General features: G+C 64.4%; 11 protein-coding genes and 2 pseudogenes. 5 read left to right on the top strand and 8 right to left on the bottom strand.

Going from position 1 to position 16,691, the window contains the following annotated elements; genetic code table 11:
* The 4 genes from flgK to I6F38_RS09750 form a co-directional block, all read right to left on the bottom strand.
* Entirely contained in the window at positions 1–1,878 is a 1,878-nt protein-coding gene (gene flgK / locus I6F38_RS09765) for a flagellar hook-associated protein FlgK (protein WP_225160146.1), read from the bottom strand.
* A 46-nt stretch (positions 1,879–1,924) separates the two neighbouring features.
* Complete coding sequence (locus I6F38_RS09760; protein WP_225160145.1) at positions 1,925–3,757, bottom strand: flagellar hook-basal body complex protein; 1,833 nt, start codon at positions 3,755–3,757, stop codon at positions 1,925–1,927.
* Between the two features lie 183 nt (positions 3,758–3,940).
* Positions 3,941–4,441 carry a peptide-methionine (R)-S-oxide reductase MsrB gene (msrB, locus tag I6F38_RS09755; protein ID WP_057016674.1) on the bottom strand — a complete coding sequence of 167 codons (501 nt, stop codon included), beginning with the start codon at positions 4,439–4,441 and terminating at the stop codon, positions 3,941–3,943.
* 75 nt (positions 4,442–4,516) lie between these two features.
* Positions 4,517–6,013 (bottom strand): FAD-binding oxidoreductase, encoded by a 1,497-nt coding sequence (locus I6F38_RS09750; protein ID WP_225160144.1) that lies wholly within the window; start codon positions 6,011–6,013, stop codon positions 4,517–4,519.
* A 95-nt stretch (positions 6,014–6,108) separates the two neighbouring features.
* Between I6F38_RS09750 and I6F38_RS09745 the strand changes: the two genes are divergently transcribed.
* Both I6F38_RS09745 and I6F38_RS09740 read left to right on the top strand, forming a co-directional pair.
* The gene (locus I6F38_RS09745) at positions 6,109–6,651 is read left to right on the top strand and encodes a histidine phosphatase family protein (protein WP_225160143.1); all 543 of its coding nucleotides are present in this window, start codon (positions 6,109–6,111) and stop codon (positions 6,649–6,651) included.
* Positions 6,652–6,808: 157 nt separating this feature from the next.
* Complete coding sequence (locus tag I6F38_RS09740) at positions 6,809–7,234, top strand: universal stress protein (RefSeq protein WP_225160142.1); 426 nt, start codon at positions 6,809–6,811, stop codon at positions 7,232–7,234.
* Between the two features lie 232 nt (positions 7,235–7,466).
* Here the strand turns inward: I6F38_RS09740 and I6F38_RS09735 are convergent.
* Positions 7,467–7,598 (bottom strand): annotated as a pseudogene (locus I6F38_RS09735) (IS5/IS1182 family transposase); the annotation flags it as partial.
* Between the two features lie 648 nt (positions 7,599–8,246).
* The gene (locus I6F38_RS09730) at positions 8,247–9,287 is read right to left on the bottom strand and encodes a transporter (RefSeq protein ID WP_225160189.1); all 1,041 of its coding nucleotides are present in this window, start codon (positions 9,285–9,287) and stop codon (positions 8,247–8,249) included.
* 508 nt (positions 9,288–9,795) lie between these two features.
* Between I6F38_RS09730 and I6F38_RS09725 the strand changes: the two are divergent.
* Both I6F38_RS09725 and I6F38_RS09720 read left to right on the top strand, forming a co-directional pair.
* A pseudogene (locus I6F38_RS09725) lies at positions 9,796–10,166 on the top strand (SUMF1/EgtB/PvdO family nonheme iron enzyme); the annotation flags it as partial.
* 29 nt (positions 10,167–10,195) lie between these two features.
* Entirely contained in the window at positions 10,196–11,878 is a 1,683-nt protein-coding gene (locus I6F38_RS09720) for an arylsulfatase (protein ID WP_225160188.1), read from the top strand.
* 124 nt (positions 11,879–12,002) lie between these two features.
* On the opposite strand, the gene I6F38_RS09715 is transcribed toward I6F38_RS09720, so the two are convergent.
* Entirely contained in the window at positions 12,003–14,543 is a 2,541-nt protein-coding gene (locus I6F38_RS09715) for a bifunctional diguanylate cyclase/phosphodiesterase (protein WP_225160141.1), read from the bottom strand.
* Positions 14,544–14,837: 294 nt separating this feature from the next.
* On the bottom strand, positions 14,838–15,074 hold the full coding sequence (locus I6F38_RS09710; protein ID WP_225160140.1) for a DUF1127 domain-containing protein: 237 nt from the start codon (positions 15,072–15,074) through the stop codon (positions 14,838–14,840).
* Positions 15,075–15,255: 181 nt separating this feature from the next.
* Here I6F38_RS09710 and I6F38_RS09705 point away from each other — a divergent pair, with 181 nt between their 5' ends.
* Complete coding sequence (locus I6F38_RS09705) at positions 15,256–16,599, top strand: PLP-dependent aminotransferase family protein (protein WP_225160139.1); 1,344 nt, start codon at positions 15,256–15,258, stop codon at positions 16,597–16,599.
* Positions 16,600–16,691 lie beyond the last annotated feature (92 nt).

Raw genomic sequence — 16,691 nt, 5'->3', positions numbered from 1 at the left:
TCACGTGAGCTGCAGCAGCGCGTCGTACATCTGCTTGATCGACGACATCACGCGCGCATTGGCGGAATAGGCGTTCTGCAGCGAAAGCAGATGCGCCATCTCCTCGTCCATGTTGACGCCGGAGGTCGAGTCCATCTTGGTCTGCAGCGTGTTCAGCACGACGTCCTGGCCGTCAGCGAGTTGCTTGGCGGCGGTCGCGGACTCGCCCTGCTGGCTGATGAACTGCTTGGCAAAGTTCAGCAGCGTGCCGGTGAACGGCGCGCCTGACGTGCCAAGGCCGGTCTGCGGCGAATAGCTGTACGAGGCGTTCGACAGCTGGTTCAGAACGAGGTTGGCGCGCGTGGTGTCGCCGGCCGGCGTCTGCGGATTGGTCGAGTAAACCACCATGCGCGAGGGATCGCCGATCAGGCCGGTGTTGACGCTGATGCGCGCGGCAAGGCCGGTGGTCTGCGAGCCGTTCGCGGTGATCGCGCCGGTGTAGAGCCCGCCATTGTCGGTGAACAGCGGAAGGTGCGGATCGCCCGAGGTCAGCGACGAAACCGTCGACGTGACCGACGCCGCGGTCACATCGGCCTTGTTGGCGGCGCCGTCGTCGAGCACGCGCAGTGTCGACCCGGACGGATTGGAGAATTGCAGGCCGGTTCCGCCGAGTGCGCCGTTGAGCTGCGACAGCACCGAGCTCATGCCGCCGGAGAAATCGATGCCCAGCACCTCGTCGTTCGGATCGACGGTCGCGGTATTGCTCAGCGGCAGCACGCTCGGATCGTCGACGCGGATGATCGACAGATTATGCGTGAGGCCGGTGGTGTTGTCCTTGTAGGAGACGTGGATGGTGTTGCCGTTCTGCAGCCCCGAGAGATCGAGGTCGAAGCCGGACTGCGCCCCCGCCGTCGCCGCGGTGCCGGTGGTGGTCTTGTCCGACAGTGCGCTCGACATCGCGGCGGCGAACTGATCGATCTGTGTCTGGGCCTGCGCCAGCGTGTTGTCGCGCAACTCGAGATAGGCGGCGATCTTGCCGGAGCGAATCGAGTTGGTCGACACCATGTCATAGGTGCCGCCATGCGGGAACGTGATGGTGATGGTGCCGACCGTGCTCTTGGTCGGGTCGGTATTGTACAACGTGTTGGGCGTCATCGTGCCCTGGGCGTTGAAGCTGAGCGTCGCGGCCTCGGTGCCGACCAGCTGCACGCCGGAATTGGTGAACACGCTTACCTGGTTCTGGCTGTTGGTGACGGTGCGGATGTCCATCAGTTGCGAGAGCTGCGTGACATAGCGGTCGCGCTGATCGAGCAATGCCGCCGTCGAGGCATCGGTCGTGCCGCCGTTGGCCGCCAGCTGGACATTGAGGCGCGCAATCTGCTGCAACGCATTGTTGGCGCTGTTGATGGAGTCGCTGATGCCGGCCTCGGCGTTGGCGCGCAGCGTCTGGATTCCCTGCGAGGTCGCGTTGAGCTGCTGCGCCATCGATTGCGCGGCATTGATCACGCCGATGCGGGCCGACTGCGATTCCGGGCTGGTCGACAGCCCCTGCAGCGCGGTCAGGAACTTGTTGTAGGCGTCCTCGATCGTGCCGGTGGAGTCGGGATTGCCGTACACGCCCTGCAGATTGGCCAGGAAATCCGAGCGGACGTCGGCATAGGCCGCGCCCGACGTCTCGGTGCGAAGCTGGGTCTGCAGGAATTCGTCGAGCTGGCGGTTGACGCCGGCGATAAGGACGCTCGATCCGAACTGGCCGGTGGTGCCGGTAGTCTGGTTCAGCGTCTTCCTGACGTAGCCGGGCGTCTCCGCGTTGGCGACGTTCGACGACACGAGCGAGAGCGAGGCCTGCGTGGCGCGCAGGCCCGACATCGCGGTGGAAAGGGCTTGGCTCAAACCCATGATGTGTACTCGCCTTTACTTCTTCACACGTGCAGCAACGACGCGATCAGCGCACCACGTTCAGGAGGTCCTGCACCATCGAATTGGTCGTCGTGATCACCTTGGTGTTCGCCGAATAGGCCTGCTGGGTCACGATCAGCTTGGTGAATTCGTCGGCAATATCGGTGTTCGAGCTCTCGAGCGAGGAGCCGACGATGGTGCCGGCCTTGCCGAACAGCGCCGCGCCGGACTCGTCGGTCGCCTCGAACGCACCGCCGTCGATGCGCTTGAGGAAGTTGGTGCCGTTGAAGGTCGCCACCGAGATTTCGGCGAGGTCGATGTTGCGGCCGTTGGTGTAGTTGCCGACGATGCGACCGTTGGTCGAGACGCTGACCGACTGCAGCTGGCCGGCGGGGAAACCGTCCTGCTGGATCTGGTTGACCTGAACGTTGCCGTTGGCGTCGGCGAACTGGGTCACGCCGCCGGAGCCGAAATTGATCACGGGGCTGCCGAGCGACACGCCGTTGACGACGGCATTGGTGAGCGCCACCGAGGAGATCGCCGGCGACATCTGGCCGTTCGAGGCGAAGGTGAAGTTGACATTGACGTTCTGCCAGGAGACCTGCGTGCCGGTCGCATTGGGATTGACCTGATAGAACAGGTTCCAGGTGTCGGTATGTCCGCTGCCCAGCGAGGAGCTGTCGGTCTTGGCCCAACGGAATTGCAGGTTCACCGGCGCGCCCGACACGTCGTAGGCCGTGACGGCGCCGCCCGAGACGGATTCGTTCAGGAAGGTCGAGTTGTCGTTGCCGATAACCTGGCCGGTGCCGACCGTGCCGCCGCCGCCGCGAACCGCAACCGCCGACCCGGTGAAGCCGAGCGCTGCGAAGGCGGTCGCGTTCGAGCTCGTCACGTTGAGATCGGCCAATTTGCCGGAGTGCAGGGTGATCTTGCCGCCGCTGATCGTCGATGACGTCGTGGTACCGGTAATCGCGTCGATCTTCGCGAGCAGCGTTCCGATGCTGTCGGTGACGTTGAGCTGGTTGCCGGTCGCCCCCGACGCCACGAAGGTGATGACGGTCCCGTTGACCGTGATCGTGTCGGCGGGCACGACGGGCGGGCCGGCAGAGCCGGCGCTGAAGTTGGTATTGATCGAATCGGTGCCGGCTGCGCCCGAAAGCAGGGTCGCGGCGGTGATGGCCACCGACGGCGTCGCCTTGTTGTTTTGCGCGGTGCCGGTGATGGCGGAATCGGTATACGGCGCAGCCGGCGTGCCCAGCACCAACGGGTTGTTTCCACTGCTGAACGCGCCCGGCCGGATCAGTTCGGAACCGGGGACCGAAGTGTCGTGCGCGGTGGTCAAGGGATAGGACGCGAGGTTGGCGCGATAGTCGATCTTGGTGGTCTGCTGCGCCGGCAGGAAGTCGTTCTTGAATTGCAGCACCTGCGGCGATGAGCCTGCCGGGTTGCCGGTGGTCGGGTCGATCGGCACGCCCTCGAGATAGTAGCCGGCGCCGTTGACGAGATAGCCGTCCTTGTTGAGCTGGAAATCGCCGCGGCGAGTGTAGCGGTCGACGCCATCGAACACCGGGGCGCCGTCGGTGAAGCTCCCGGGCTTCTGCACCGCGAAGAAACCGTTGCCGTTGATCGCCATGAAGGTCGCGACCGATGCCGACTGGACGTCGCCCTGCACCGAGTTGGTCGAACGGGACTGCGCGGTGACGCCGCCGGCGAGCTGCGCGGTCAGCGCGGTCTGCGGGACGAGATCGAGGAATGAGGTATCGATGCGCTTGAAGGCCGTGGTCTGCGAGTTGGCGATGTTGCCGGAGATGTTCTCGAGCGCGTACGACCCCGCGCGCAAGCCACCGACAGCCGTCGTGAGAGCGCCGAAGATACCCATGACATGTTCTCCAATTCGATTCCCGGCGGCTGGCAATCACAGGAGTGGCCGCATCGGCGGAGCATGTCGCAAAGGTCGTGCCACGAAACAAAACGTAACAAAATCATCCGCTTGAAAAAAATGCCCCGGTCGTTCGACCGGGGCACATTTGCCGGGAGCGGCAACAATTGCCGGGAAGGAATGTCAGGTCGCCGATGGCGCCGCCGGGTGAAACACCAGCGCGAAACCGTCCATGCAGTAGCGCAGTCCGGTCGGTTTCGGGCCGTCGTCGAAGACGTGGCCGAGATGGCCGCCGCAGCGGCGGCAATGCACCTCGGTGCGCACCATGCCGAAAGTGCGGTCCGACGTCGTGCCGACCGCATTGTCCAGCGGCTTGTAGAAGCTCGGCCAGCCGGTGCCGCTCTCATACTTGGTCTCGGACGAGAACAGCGGCAGGTCGCACCCGGCGCAGGCGAAGGTGCCCTTGCGGTGCTCCTTGAGCAGCGGGCTCGATCCCGGCCGCTCGGTGCCCTGGTTGCGCAGGATCTCGTATTGCTGCGGCGTCAGCTGCGCGCGCCATTCGGCGTCGGTCTTCTCGATCTCGAATTTCTCGGCGGCCTGCGCCGGCGAGGCGCGCAGCCAGCGGAAGGCGGCGAAGCCGAACAGGCCGGCGACGGAAGCAAGCAGGATGCGGCGATCGATCATCAATCATCTCCGGTGCGGACGGCTCAGGGGGCGCGCCCGAGGTTCGTCAAGAGATACGAACCCCGCCGGCGGACGTTACATCCGCCCGTCGGAGATCCGCTCACTTTCTTGCGAGGCATCCGGATACGGCGCCTCGCCGTCCTCGACCTGCCTGGGCGCGGGCGGACGCGCCGGCCGGACGGCCGACGGGGGTGGACGGCGGGGCGCCGGTCCCCGGGTTCCCGCCCTGAGATTGGCCTCGGCGAGCCGCGCCTCGCGCAGGCGCTCCTTCGCACGTGCACCCTCGCGGTAGCGCGCCAGAACACCCGCCACGGACGAGGCCCCCCTCGCCCACAGGCTGACGAAATGACCGGCGACGCGGCCGGTGGTGCCGCCGGCCCAGACCAGCTCGAACGGCGAAAACAGCCGCCAGCGATCGTCGCCCCACAGGATGCTGCGCGCGATCAGCTGCCCGGCGAGCGCCGAGGTGTTGAGTCCCTGCCGGCCGAAGCCGCTCGCCACCCACAGGCCCCGGCGCAACTGGCCGATCTGCGGCATGCCGTGCACGGTGACGCCGACCGCGCCGCCGAACATCTCCGAAATCGGAACCTTGCCGAGTTGCGGAAACACCGTGGCGATGCGGCGCTGCACCGCCGCGCCGAGGCGCTCCGGCCGTGCGTCCCAGGTGGTTTCGGGGCTCGCCCACAACAGCCGATCGCCATCGACGACACGGAAATGGTCGATGCCGTCGCTGTCGACGACCGAGCCGGGAAAGGCGATGGACCCCGCCAGCCGCTCCCCGAGCGGCTCGGTCAATGCCGCGTAGCGCCACACCGGCAGCAGCGTATCGGACAGCCGCTTCAACGGCGCACCGAGATGGATATTGCCGGCGAGGACAATGTGGTTGGCCCGCAGCCGCGCCGTCGGCGTCACGATGCGTTTGCGGATGCCCGAGAAATCGATGCTGACGACCGGCGTCTCCTCGAAGATCCGCACGCCTGCCCGCGTCGCCAGCGCGGCGAGGCCGTGCACATATTTGCGGCCATCGATCTGGAACGCCTTCGGATAATAGATGCCGTGGAAATAGCGGCCGGTCCTGAGCACGCTGCGCACGCGATCGGCCTGCCAGCCCTCGACCTCGGTCGCGAAATCCTCGCCCAGCGTCTGCAGGCGGCTGATCAACGCCTCGCCGACATCGACATTGGAGACTTCCAGCGCGCCGTCGCTCGGCTTGATGCCCGGGATCAAATCTTCGGTAGCGGTGGCGCGGACATAGTCGGCGCCCTCCTTCGACAGCGCCCATAATTCGCGGGCATCGTCGCGGCCGACACGCTCGATCACATCTGACATCGGCAGGCCGAATCCCGGCATCACGGTGCCGAGATGGTGACCGGAGGCGTTCCAGCCGATCTGGCGGCCTTCGAGCACCGCGACGCTCGCACCGAGCCGCGCCGCCTCACGCGCCACGGTCAGGCCGGCCAGCCCTGCCCCGACCACGCAAATGTCGACATCGAGGTCGAAGGCCAGACGGTCGCGGAACGGCGAGGCCGCCTGATCGGGGCCGTCTGCCGCACTTGTGGAACTCTCGCTCATGGCGTTTCTTACGAACCGCCGCGGCGCTTGTCACCTTGTCCAGGGCATGAGCCTGTAGAATTAATTCGACCTGACCGAATCGAGAATGGAAGTCCATGCGCCGTTTGCTGCTCCTGCGTCACGCCAAAACCGAACACGACGCGCCTTCGGGGCACGACCAGGACCGCCGTCTCGACGAGCGCGGCCACCGCGACGCAGCGGAGATCGGCGGCTGGATCGCCCGTCATCCGCCCCTGCCCAATCTGGCGCTGGTCTCGCCGGCGGTCCGCACCAGGCAGACCTGGGAGATCGTGCGCGAGGCGCTGAAGGACGCCGGGCATGCGCCGAAAGTCGAATTCGTACCGGACCTCTACGGCGCCGATCCGGCGCAATTGCTGACCGCGATCCGGATGGCTTCGGTCACCGATCCGAAGCGGCTGATGCTGATCGGCCATAATCCCGGCATGCACGAGCTCGCGCTGACCCTGACCGGCAGCGGCGACGAGGCCGCGAAGCGCGCGCTCGGCGACAATCTGCCGACCTCGGGGCTCGCCGTCTTCGACTTCGCGACCGACGACTGGAACGACGTCTCGTTCCGGCGCGGCAAGCTCGTCCTGTTCGTCAGCCCTAAACTATTGAAGCAGGCCTCGCGCAGCTGACGCAAGCGGACAGCGCCGCGCCGCCATGCTATATTGACGTCTGCGCGACAGGGGGACCGGTTCGCGTCGATACCAGAACGACTTCAAGAAAAAGAAGGCGCGCGTCCCGGGCACAGGGACCAAACGGCTCCAGACCAATCGCGGACAGGAGGCGCAGATGTACAAGTCCATTCTCGTTCCGATCGACCTCGCCGATACCGATCTGGCGAAGCCGGCGATCGCAACCGCCGCGACGCTGTCGCAGACATGGAACGGGGCGGTGCGTCTGCTCAACGTGCTGCCGATGACGCCGGTGATGCTCGCCGAATACGTGCCGGCGGATTTCGACAGCCAGCAGCGCGAAACGTCGGAAGAAGCGCTTGCGATCGTCGCGCGCGAATCCGGCATCGCGCCCTCCCGCATCTCGGGCGTGGTCCGCCAGGGCGGCATCTATCATGAGATCCTCGAGGAGGCCGCGGCCATGAAGGCCGACCTCATCGTGATGACCTCGCACCGGCCGGCGATGCGCACCTACTTCCTCGGCTCGAATGCCGGGCACGTGGTGCGCTACGCCAAATGCTCGGTGCTGGTGGTGCGGCACTAAAGCTGGGTGAGTTATGCCGCCGCCGCAGGCGGCGCTGCCAAAATATCGAAAACAACCCCATGCAAAGCAGCCGGCGGCGGACGGCGTTCGAGCAGGCGACTTGACACGTCGGGCAACTCAGGAGTATTCTTCTAATATTCCGAAATTGCACCCACGTCCCCTCGCCCTACACGTCGCAGGCGGGAAAGGGAAACGCGCCCGATTTGCGGGCGCAGCCTAATCTCAGCCTGCTTTAATCCAACCAGGACGTGGACTCATTAGCGCGTAGCCACGGCCGGATTGACGCGAGTTGGACGAACCCGAGGTAGTTGGCAGCGCGTTTGTCGTAGCGCGTTACCACACGCCGGCAGTGCTTGAGCGGACTTCGCTGACGAGTTTGGAATAGTGGTCCGATACAGCTGTTTGTTCGCTATCTCCTTAAGGTTGAGGCAATCAAGCCACGCTATTGTCTCGCCCGTGTCCTTCAAGATGGTAACGGTTGGCACCAAGGGTAATGTCTGGTTACTTCCTCACGGCCTGTCTGATCGTGCTAGCCTTGAGTTTCGAGGTATCGTTTCGCCGATCCTGAAATCTATCACGGAACTCTGAGCTGCTTGGCTCGGCCCAGCGGCTCGCAGTTCGGCGGCGTGCGATGTGGCCGGCAGGCTGCGGGCTAATCTGCATCCTGCTGGGGTGGATCGTACTTCATTTTGTTCAAGACAAGCTTGTTCTCTCCGTGACGGGCAGTCTAATAATGCTTAGTGCCTCTTTCTTCACCGGATCGTTTATCGGCGTTATAGCCGGGACAGTGAATCGGGTTTGAAGCGCCGCGATCAAGGCAAGCGAAAGGCACATCAGGCTATGGCCGCCGACAAGCTGCCGTGGCTTTGGCATCGTCCTGTTGATGTCCCTGTTTTGGCCCCAACCCGGACATGTCCGCACGCTCGCGGAGTATCCATTGGCTGATTGCGTCGCGACCGCCGCGCCAGCTTGAGCCTTCAGCACGGCGCCGGTGGCAGCGTCACCGGCGCTGCTATTTCGTGAATCTCGGCCTTGTGGATGTCGGCGGCGTTGGCGCCGCGGGCTGAAGATTGAACGTCAGCCAGACGTTCCAGCCTGCTGGCCGATTTTCATTGGCGAATTCGCCGTAGCCCTTTAGGTTCAGATATCCCTGCATGTCCCCGACCGGAAAAATGTAGCCGATCTGCGGGCCGACACCGGCCACGCGCGACCGGAAGCAGCCGACGCGATCGCCGGAGCCGCTGTCGCAGCCGAGCTGCTGATAGAGGTAACCGACGAGGCCGACCTGCCACTGCTTGGTCAGGAATTGCGATGCGCCCCAGTCGAGGTGCATGTCGACGCCGCTTTGATATTGGGTGGAGGGGTTGACGAAGTTGTAGGTGAATCCCAGCACCGTCGAAAATTCATGCCCGGTCTTTGGATCGAAATAGGTGTAGCCGCCGCCCGCGTCGACCGCCCAGTGCCCAATCCCCAAATTCGCCAGGCGGCCCGACTGATAGGCGCCGACCGGAAGGTCGGCGGTAATGTACGTCATGTAATTGTTGACACCGGCATTCCAGCGCAGCGCGAACTGCGGGATCAGGTCGCCGAATGCAATGAGCGAGCTGTCGATGCTGTCAAACCGGGAGAAGGGGAACGTGCCGCCGCCCGGTCCCGTCAATGTCCCAACGAGCGATCCCGCCAGCGACGTGGAGTTGGAGCCGTAGGTCGCCAACAGGCTGGCAGAGGCCTGACCGCCCAGCACCGGCGTTGCAAAGGTGTAAGTCCCGGCGACAAGTCCAAGATTCACATTCGCATTGACGTTCGCGTTCACGGTGGCTGTCAGATTCGCGGGAAAGCGGCCAAGCGTGATTTCGCGCGACCGCGCCACGTCGCCGCCGGCGGAAACAGAGGTGTGATAATAAACCGTGGTCACCGACCAGCCCGGCGCCTGCTGAGGAACAGCCGCGAGGCTGCCAAAAAATCCGGGCAGCCAAAAGCTGATGCCATTTTCATCGGCGCGTGCCGCTTGGGTGGATAGCACCAGCAGAGCGGCGAGCGCCCCGATACTCAAATGCCACTGCGAAAAAAATCTGCGTCCCAAGCCCGGTCCAAGGTACCGCATCGCCGCCCCCGACTCTCGCGATCCCGCCATTGCTCGGGCGGGGTAGAAACTCGGAAAGAATAAGCTGACGCCGCCGTTGGTCCATGTGAAATCAGCATACTTGCGTTCAGTCGGCCATTTATTGAAAGGCTGTGTTCACGACGCCACAGCCTTGGCACTTTCTGCATAGTCGTCAGAGGCTCTCGACAAGGAAGAGGCGACCTGGCTCGATTGATCTAGATCAACATGAGAAAGATGCGGTGCTGGAAGCATGTCATCTTGTCTAGTTGGTAGACGTTGCATTGTCGGTCTCGCACTCCAGACACTCGATCGTCTTTTGACTGTCCAAAGCGTCCCCCGAAGCATCGGCGAGCTAGAAAGCTGCAGATAGATTCTTGCTCGGGCGGCGCTCGTAACTTTGAAACTCTGTCATTGCGAGCAGCCTATGCACGACGTTGGCGTTGCGGCAGACGTACCCAATCTGGTGGCTGATGGCTTCGAACGCACCTCGCCCGCCACCGCATTCCCGGTCAATGGCTACGGCCCTCGTGAAGCGGCAGCGTCCGGGAATAGACGACCGATTGGTATTCACCAAAAGCACGACGCAGACGCCCCGAAAGCCTGCTGCATCCCGCAAGATCCTCGCGGCCGGTCCGAGGGCGCGAGTTACGACCCTCGTCAGCCGAACCTCAGGATTCCACGCAAGGTGCTTAAGGCGGCTCGCATCTTTGCGCCCCTAGCCAATGCCGCCGCTATCGTCCGGCCACGCGTCATGCCGAGCCGATCGACGACACCTCAGCAAGCCATGTCGGCTTCAGGTGCATCACCAGGAAGAGGATCACGTCATGAGTAACGACACGATTCCAGAAAAGCCTGAGATGAGTACAGGGCCGATCAGTGCAGGATTGAAACGCCGCGATCTCTTGTTGAGCGGTAGTTCGCTCGTCGCCGCTTCAGCACTCTCTGCCGTCGGGGCGACAAGCTTCGCGCAAGCGCAGCAACCAACGCCGGCTCCGGCGCCCGCACCGGCCGGACAGCGGCCCAATATCGTCGTCATCATGGGGGACGATATCGGCATCTGGAATATCGGTGCTTACCATCGCGGCATGATGGCCGGCCGGACGCCGAACCTCGACAAGATCGCCGCAGAAGGCATGCTGTTTACCGATTATTACGCCGAGGCAAGTTGCACCGCAGGCCGCGCCAACTTCATCACCGGCGAGCTACCGATCCGCACCGGCATGACAACGGTCGGTCAGGCCGGCGCCCCCACAGGCTTGCCGGCGGAGGCCGTGACCATTGCCACCGCGCTCAAAGGCATGGGCTATGCCACCGGCCAATTCGGCAAGAACCACCTTGGCGACAAGAACGAGTTTCTGCCGACAGTGCACGGCTTCGACGAGTTCTTCGGCTATTTGTATCATCTCGACGCGATGGAAGATCCGGCCCACCCTGCTTATCCGCAGGACCTGTTGAACAAGGTCGGCCCGCGCAACATGATCCATTCGTGGGCGACCAATGTGGACGACGCCACCGTGGATCCCCGCTGGGGCAAGGTCGGCAAGCAGAGGATTGAAGACGCCGGAACGCTCTATCCCAAGCGGATGGAAACTGTGGACGATGAAATTCGAGACTTTGCGTTGAGTTTCATTGAAAAGGCCAAGGCCGACAACAAGCCGTTCTTCTTGTGGCTCAATCCGACTCGCATGCACATCGTCACGCATTTGTCGCCAAAGTATCAGGCAATGCGCAATTCCAAGAACGGTTGGTCGATTCATGAAGCCGGCATGGCACAGCTTGACGACGATGTCGGCGTCGTCATGCAAAAGCTTAAGGACATGGGCGTGGATGACAACACCATTGTCATCTTCACCACTGATAACGGCACCGAGGTCTTCACTTGGCCGGATGGCGGACAGACACCGTTCGCTCAAAGCAAAGGTACGGTCATGGAAGGCGGCTTTCGCGCGCCCGCGATGATCCGCTGGCCGGGCAAAGTGCCGGCCGGCAAGGTCGAGAACGGCATCATCTCCGGGCTGGACTGGTTCCCGACCTTGCTGGCCGCTGCCGGCAACCCGAACATTGTCGAAGAACTGAAGAAGGGGAAGCACATCGGGGACCGTACCTACAAGTGCCATCTGGACGGTTATAATCAGATGGACATGATTACCGGCAAGGGGCCGTCGAACCGACACGAAATCTGGTACTTCGGCGAGAGCGAACTGGGGGCTGTGCGCATCGACGACTACAAGTATCGTTTTATCGACCAACCGGGGGGCTGGCTGGGCGAAAAAAGCAAGGTTGACGTGCCCTACCTGACCAACCTTCGCCTGGATCCGTTCGAGCGAACGGGCTGGCCTGACAGCGGGACCAAATACGGCGCGCAACAATACTTCGACTGGTTCAAATATGAGTTCTGGCGCTTCGTGTTCGTTCAACAGGAGGTCGAGAAGCTGGCCATGACGGCGGTCGAGTTTCCGCCGATGCAGAAGGGCGCGAGCTTCAACCTCGATTCCGTGAAGGCGAAAATCGAGGCCGCCAGGACGGCAATGGCAAAATGAGATTCATGATCGTGTTGGGCGGCGTCGATGCCGCCCAACACCGTCTCCTCCGGCCTTTCGATATCGCAGATCGGTTTACCGAAATCCGCTTCCGGGAATGGAACGGGCCAAGAGCGGTGTTCGCCTAGAGGCGATTCCGTTGCGGCTGCATCCGACGCACCTCGCGCTCGATACTGGCGGCGACCAGCGGCGCCTTGTCGGCGGCGATGGGCGGAGAAAACACGAAGCCCTGCACCACATCGCAATCGAGCCCGCCGAGCACGTCCAGTTCGGCGGACAATTCGGCGCCCTCCGCCACGACCGTCATGCCGAGCCCGTGCGACAGGGCGATGATGCCGCCGAGCAGCTTGCGCTTCTCCGGCGCGGTGGAAATGCCATCCACGAAGGCCCGGTCCACTTTCAGGCAGTCGAAAGGAAGGCGCGTCAGATAGCCGAGCGAGGAATAGCCGGAGCCAAAATCGTCCAGCGCCAGCCGGGCGCCGAGACCCGACAGGGCCGTCAGCGTGCGGCTGATCCGCTGCTCGGTATGATCCACGAACAGGCTTTCGGTGAGCTCCAGACAGAGCAGCTTCGCCGGAAAGCCGGTCTCTGCCAGGATGGCCGAGACCGCGGTCTCGAAATCCACGCTCCAGATCTGCGCCGGCGAGACATTGACCGAGATGGAGCGCGGCGGCAGCCCGGCATCCAGCCAGGCGCGGCCCTGCCGGCAGGCCTCGCGCAGCACCCACAGGCCGAGGTCGACGATGAGGCCGGAGCTTTCGGCGATCGGAATGAACTCCGCCGGCGAGATCGGTCCGCGCTCGGGATGGGCCCAGCGCAGCAGCGCCTCGAAGCCGGTGACGCGGCCGGTCTTCAGGTCCACCTGCGGCTGGTAATGGGCCTCGAGGGCGCCGGCCTCCACCGCGTGGCGCAGGTGGCGGCCGAGATCGAGCCTTTCATCGACCGCCTGCGCATAGACCGGCTCGAACAGTTGCGCCCGGCCGCGCCCGGCCTCCTTGGCCATGTAGAGCGCGAGGTCCGCGTTGCGCACGGCGGTCTCCGCCGTCGCGCCGTGCTCCGGCAGGCGGGCGATGCCGATGGTGGCGCCGACCGAGGCCTCGCCCTCGGCGAGATCGACGGGGCCGGACAGTTTGCCGACGAGCCGATCGGCAAGCCCGGTCAGCGCGGCGTCGGACGTGTCGCATCCATCCGCCAGCACGGCGAATTCGTCGCCGCCGAGCCGGGCGATGAAGGCGCGCGGCCCCAAGTCCTGCCGCAACGCAGCCGCCACCTTGATCAGCAATTCGTCACCGGCGGCATGGCCGAGGGAATCATTGACCTCCTTGAAGCGATCGAGGTCGATGAGCAGCAGCGCACCAGTCCGGCCTCCCTGGGAGCAGCCTTCGGTCAGGGCGGCGAGCTGGCGCGTGAACAGCGCGCGATTGGCAAGGCCGGTCAGAGGATCGCTGTAGGCGAGCTGCTCGAGCTGGCGCTCGGCTTCCTTGCGCTCGGTGACGTCCTGCACGGTACCGATGATGCCGATGACCTTGTCGTGGGCAACCTCCGCCTTGCAGATCACAGCCAGATCGCGGGGCATGCCGTCCGCGTGCAGGATGCGCAGGTCGGTGGCCTCGGTCCGGCGGGTGCGCAGCACCCGTTTCTGCACATCACGGAAGCGGTCGGCGTCGCCGTCCAGGAAATAGGGTCCCATGTTCTCATCGGTCGGCTCGAACGTGTCGGGCAAGCCGAGAAGCTGGTAGAGCTCGGGCGCCCAGATCGTGCGGCCGCTGTCCAGCCGGAAGCTCCAGGTGCCGATCTTGCCGAGGCGGTGGGCCTCCTCCAGCGCCCGCGTGCGCTGGTCGAGCAGCGCCTTGGCCGCCCTGAGCTGGGTGATGTCGCTGGAGGTGCCGCGATAGCCGAGAAAGCTGCCGTCATCGGCGAAGATCGGCTTGCCGCTGGTGCAGATACTGACGCGCGAGCCGTCCTTGCCGATCAGCGTATAGGTGAAGTCGCGAAAAGGGCGATGGGCCTCCATATCGGCCCGGTGCCGCGCCATCGCCTCCCCGTCCTCGGGCGCATAAGTCAGTTCCCAGCGCGCCTTCCTGCCGGCGGCCACCGTCTGGAACGCCGCATTGCCGGCAAGCGATTTGGGATAGGGCAGCAGCCGATGCTCGGCGTCGCTCTCCCAGCACCAGTCCGAGGCGGTCGAGACAAAATCGGCCAGCCGTTGCTCGCTCTCCGCCAGGCGCCGCAGCGCGGAGGTCTCCTCCGTGACGTCGCGGACGATGCCGGACACGCGTCGGACCTGGCCGTCCGCGTCGAATTCCGGCTCGCCGTGCACCACGCAGTCGAGCAGGCTGCCATCGGAGCTGCGGAGTCTCGTCCGCACCGCATAGGGCCGCCCCTCCGCCCAGCAGGCCGCGTAATGCGCCTCCAGAAGCTTCCGGCTCTCGGGCAAATAGCGCTCGCGCACCGTGGCGATGGGGATGTAGCCGTCGGCGGTGTCGAATTCGTAGAATGCGGCGAGCTCGGGCGATATCCAGAGATCGGTCGCGGCGGCACTCTGCGACTCCCAGTAGCCCATGCGGGCCAACCGGATCGCACAGCGCAGCGATCGCTCCTCATGCCAGCGGCGACGCGCTTCCCGGGTCGGGGCCTGCCCTTGCGACAATTTGCGAGCGGCCATCGGTCCCCAACTCAACGCTAGCGTACGCAGCTAACAGGCTAGCATAGAGCGTCACAACCTTGGAGCGACGGCGGTGACGAGACGGGGCTCTTCCGCTTCTTTGGTGTAGTTTTGGTGAATTCTGCAACCGGCGGTTGGCGCCCGGCCCTAAAGCGCGACGTGATTGGGTTGAATCGTCATCGCGCTTTACCTCTTTGTTTGAGCATGATCTCCGCGCAAACGCTTCCCGCGTTTGTCGCGAGGGAAAACCGCTTCGCACTTTTCCGGATCATGCATTAGCGCAGCACCGGCATCTTAACGGATCCGCACCAGCTCCAGGTCGAAGTCGCCGGTGACGGCGGTCTCGATCTGGCAGCGCGAGAGTCCGATATCGCGCAACGCCCGGTCATCGAGCTGGCGCAGCGTCTTGATCGCCTCGCGGCGCACCCAATAGGTCGCGAGTGCATCGCCCCAACCTCGGAGCAATCGGAGCAATCCGCCCAACATGTTGGACCGCGCGGGCCCTGCGGCGGCTGACGATATCGCTGACATTGTAATCTCCTTTCGCTGCCCATAGACAAGGCTACGCCGTTGACGCAAATGCTGTTTCAGCGCCTGTGCCGTCGGGACCTCGGATTGCTTGCGCGCTCCTCGGTGCAATCATGGGCTTGTTCCCTCTTAAATGATCCGGTACATTGCTCGGAGCAAGTAAAACATTGCTCTCGGTGCAATAATGTCGAGGTTCGAATATCTGAAGCTGGCGGATGCGGTGGCCGCCGAGATCGCCAGCGGCGCGCTGAAGGCGGGCGACCGCCTGCCGCCGCAGCGTCATTTCGCCTATGATCGCAACATCGCCGTCTCGACGGCGAGCCGGGTCTACACCGAGCTGTTGCGGCGCGGGCTGGTGGTCGGCGAAGTCGGCCGCGGCACTTTCGTGTCCGGCGAGGCACGCCGCGGCATCACGGCCCCGACCGAGCCACGCGGCGCCCGCATCGACCTCGAGTTCAACTATCCGCTGCTGCCGCACCAGGCGACGATGATCGCCAAGAGCCTCGAAGGACTGGAGCGGCCCGAGGTGCTCGAGGGCGCGCTGCGGCCGGGGACCAGTTTTGGCACGCGGGCGGCACGCACCATTTCCTCGGAATTTCTTGCGCGCAAGAACTGGACGCCAAATCCCGACCAGATCGTGTTCACCGCCAATGGCCGGCAATGCATCGCCGCCGCGCTCGCCGCCGTGGTGCCGCCCGGCGGACGCTGCGGCGTCGAGGCGCTGACCTACCCGTTCGTCAAGGGCATCGCCGCGCGGCTCGGCATCTCGCTGGTGCCGCTCGCGATGGACGAACACGGCGTGCGACCGGATGCGGTGCAGAAGGCGCATCGCGAGGCGCATCTGTCCGCGATCTACGTTCAGCCCACGATCCAGAACCCGCTCAGCATCACCATGCCACCCGAGCGCCGCGCCGAGCTGTTGCGGGTGGTGGAGAAGCTCGGCCTCGTCGTCATCGAGGACGGCGTTTACGGTTTCCTCGACGATGAGGCGCCGCTCGCCGCGCTGGCGCCCGACAGCTGCATCATGCTCGACAGCCTGTCGAAGAAGGTCGCGCCGGGCCTTGCGCTCGGCTTCATCGTGTCGCCGCCGCGGCTGCGCGAGAGCATCATGGCCGCGGTGCGCTCAGGCGGCTGGACCGCATCGGGCTATGCCTTCGCCGCGGGGCAGCGGCTGATGGCCGACGGCACCGCCGCCGAATTGTCACGGCTGAAGCGGATCGATGCCGGCCGCCGCCAGCTTCTGGCGGCCAAGCATCTGGCCGATCTCGAAATCCAGACCAATCCGAAGTCGTATCATCTCTGGCTGACCTTGCCGCCGCATTGGCGCTCGCAGACCCTGGTCGCCGCCGCGGCGCGCCGCGACATCGCGCTGACGCCGTCGACGACCTTTGCCGCCACGCCGGGGCACGCGCCCAATGCGGTGCGGCTCGCACTGGCCGCACCGCCGATGGAGCAGCTCGACCTCGGCCTGCGGACACTGGCGGCAATGCTGAGCGCGACCGAAGAGGATTTTGACTCGACGGAGTGACGCAAGTTCACTCCGAAGCGGCGCAGCAGTCCAGAATTGGATACGAGTGGCGCTCGCGATCGTGGCACTCGCAGCGGTCCATTTCCAGTGAG

Origin of the sequence: Bradyrhizobium sp. BRP56, from assembly GCF_020194035.1 — a bacterium.
In the GTDB taxonomy this organism is placed as follows: Bacteria; Pseudomonadota; Alphaproteobacteria; order Rhizobiales; family Xanthobacteraceae; genus Bradyrhizobium; species Bradyrhizobium australafricanum.
The sequence above is the reverse complement of the archived record's forward strand: the minus strand, read 5'-3'. Positions and strand labels throughout refer to the sequence as shown.

What these genes read in the sequence shown, in the direction of transcription:
- I6F38_RS09720 (WP_225160188.1), top strand. Translation starts at nt 10,196, where the DNA reads ATGAGTACAGGGCCGATCAGTGCAGGATTGAAACGCCGCGATCTCTTG.
- I6F38_RS09760 (WP_225160145.1), bottom strand. Translation starts at nt 3,757, where the DNA reads ATGGGTATCTTCGGCGCTCTCACGACGGCTGTCGGTGGCTTGCGCGCG.
- flgK (WP_225160146.1), bottom strand. Translation starts at nt 1,878, where the DNA reads ATGGGTTTGAGCCAAGCCCTTTCCACCGCGATGTCGGGCCTGCGCGCC.
- I6F38_RS09750 (WP_225160144.1), bottom strand. Translation starts at nt 6,013, where the DNA reads ATGAGCGAGAGTTCCACAAGTGCGGCAGACGGCCCCGATCAGGCGGCC.
- I6F38_RS09705 (WP_225160139.1), top strand. Translation starts at nt 15,256, where the DNA reads ATGTCGAGGTTCGAATATCTGAAGCTGGCGGATGCGGTGGCCGCCGAG.
- msrB (WP_057016674.1), bottom strand. Translation starts at nt 4,441, where the DNA reads ATGATCGATCGCCGCATCCTGCTTGCTTCCGTCGCCGGCCTGTTCGGC.
- I6F38_RS09715 (WP_225160141.1), bottom strand. Translation starts at nt 14,543, where the DNA reads ATGGCCGCTCGCAAATTGTCGCAAGGGCAGGCCCCGACCCGGGAAGCG.
- I6F38_RS09710 (WP_225160140.1), bottom strand. Translation starts at nt 15,074, where the DNA reads ATGTCAGCGATATCGTCAGCCGCCGCAGGGCCCGCGCGGTCCAACATG.
- I6F38_RS09745 (WP_225160143.1), top strand. Translation starts at nt 6,109, where the DNA reads ATGCGCCGTTTGCTGCTCCTGCGTCACGCCAAAACCGAACACGACGCG.
- I6F38_RS09740 (WP_225160142.1), top strand. Translation starts at nt 6,809, where the DNA reads ATGTACAAGTCCATTCTCGTTCCGATCGACCTCGCCGATACCGATCTG.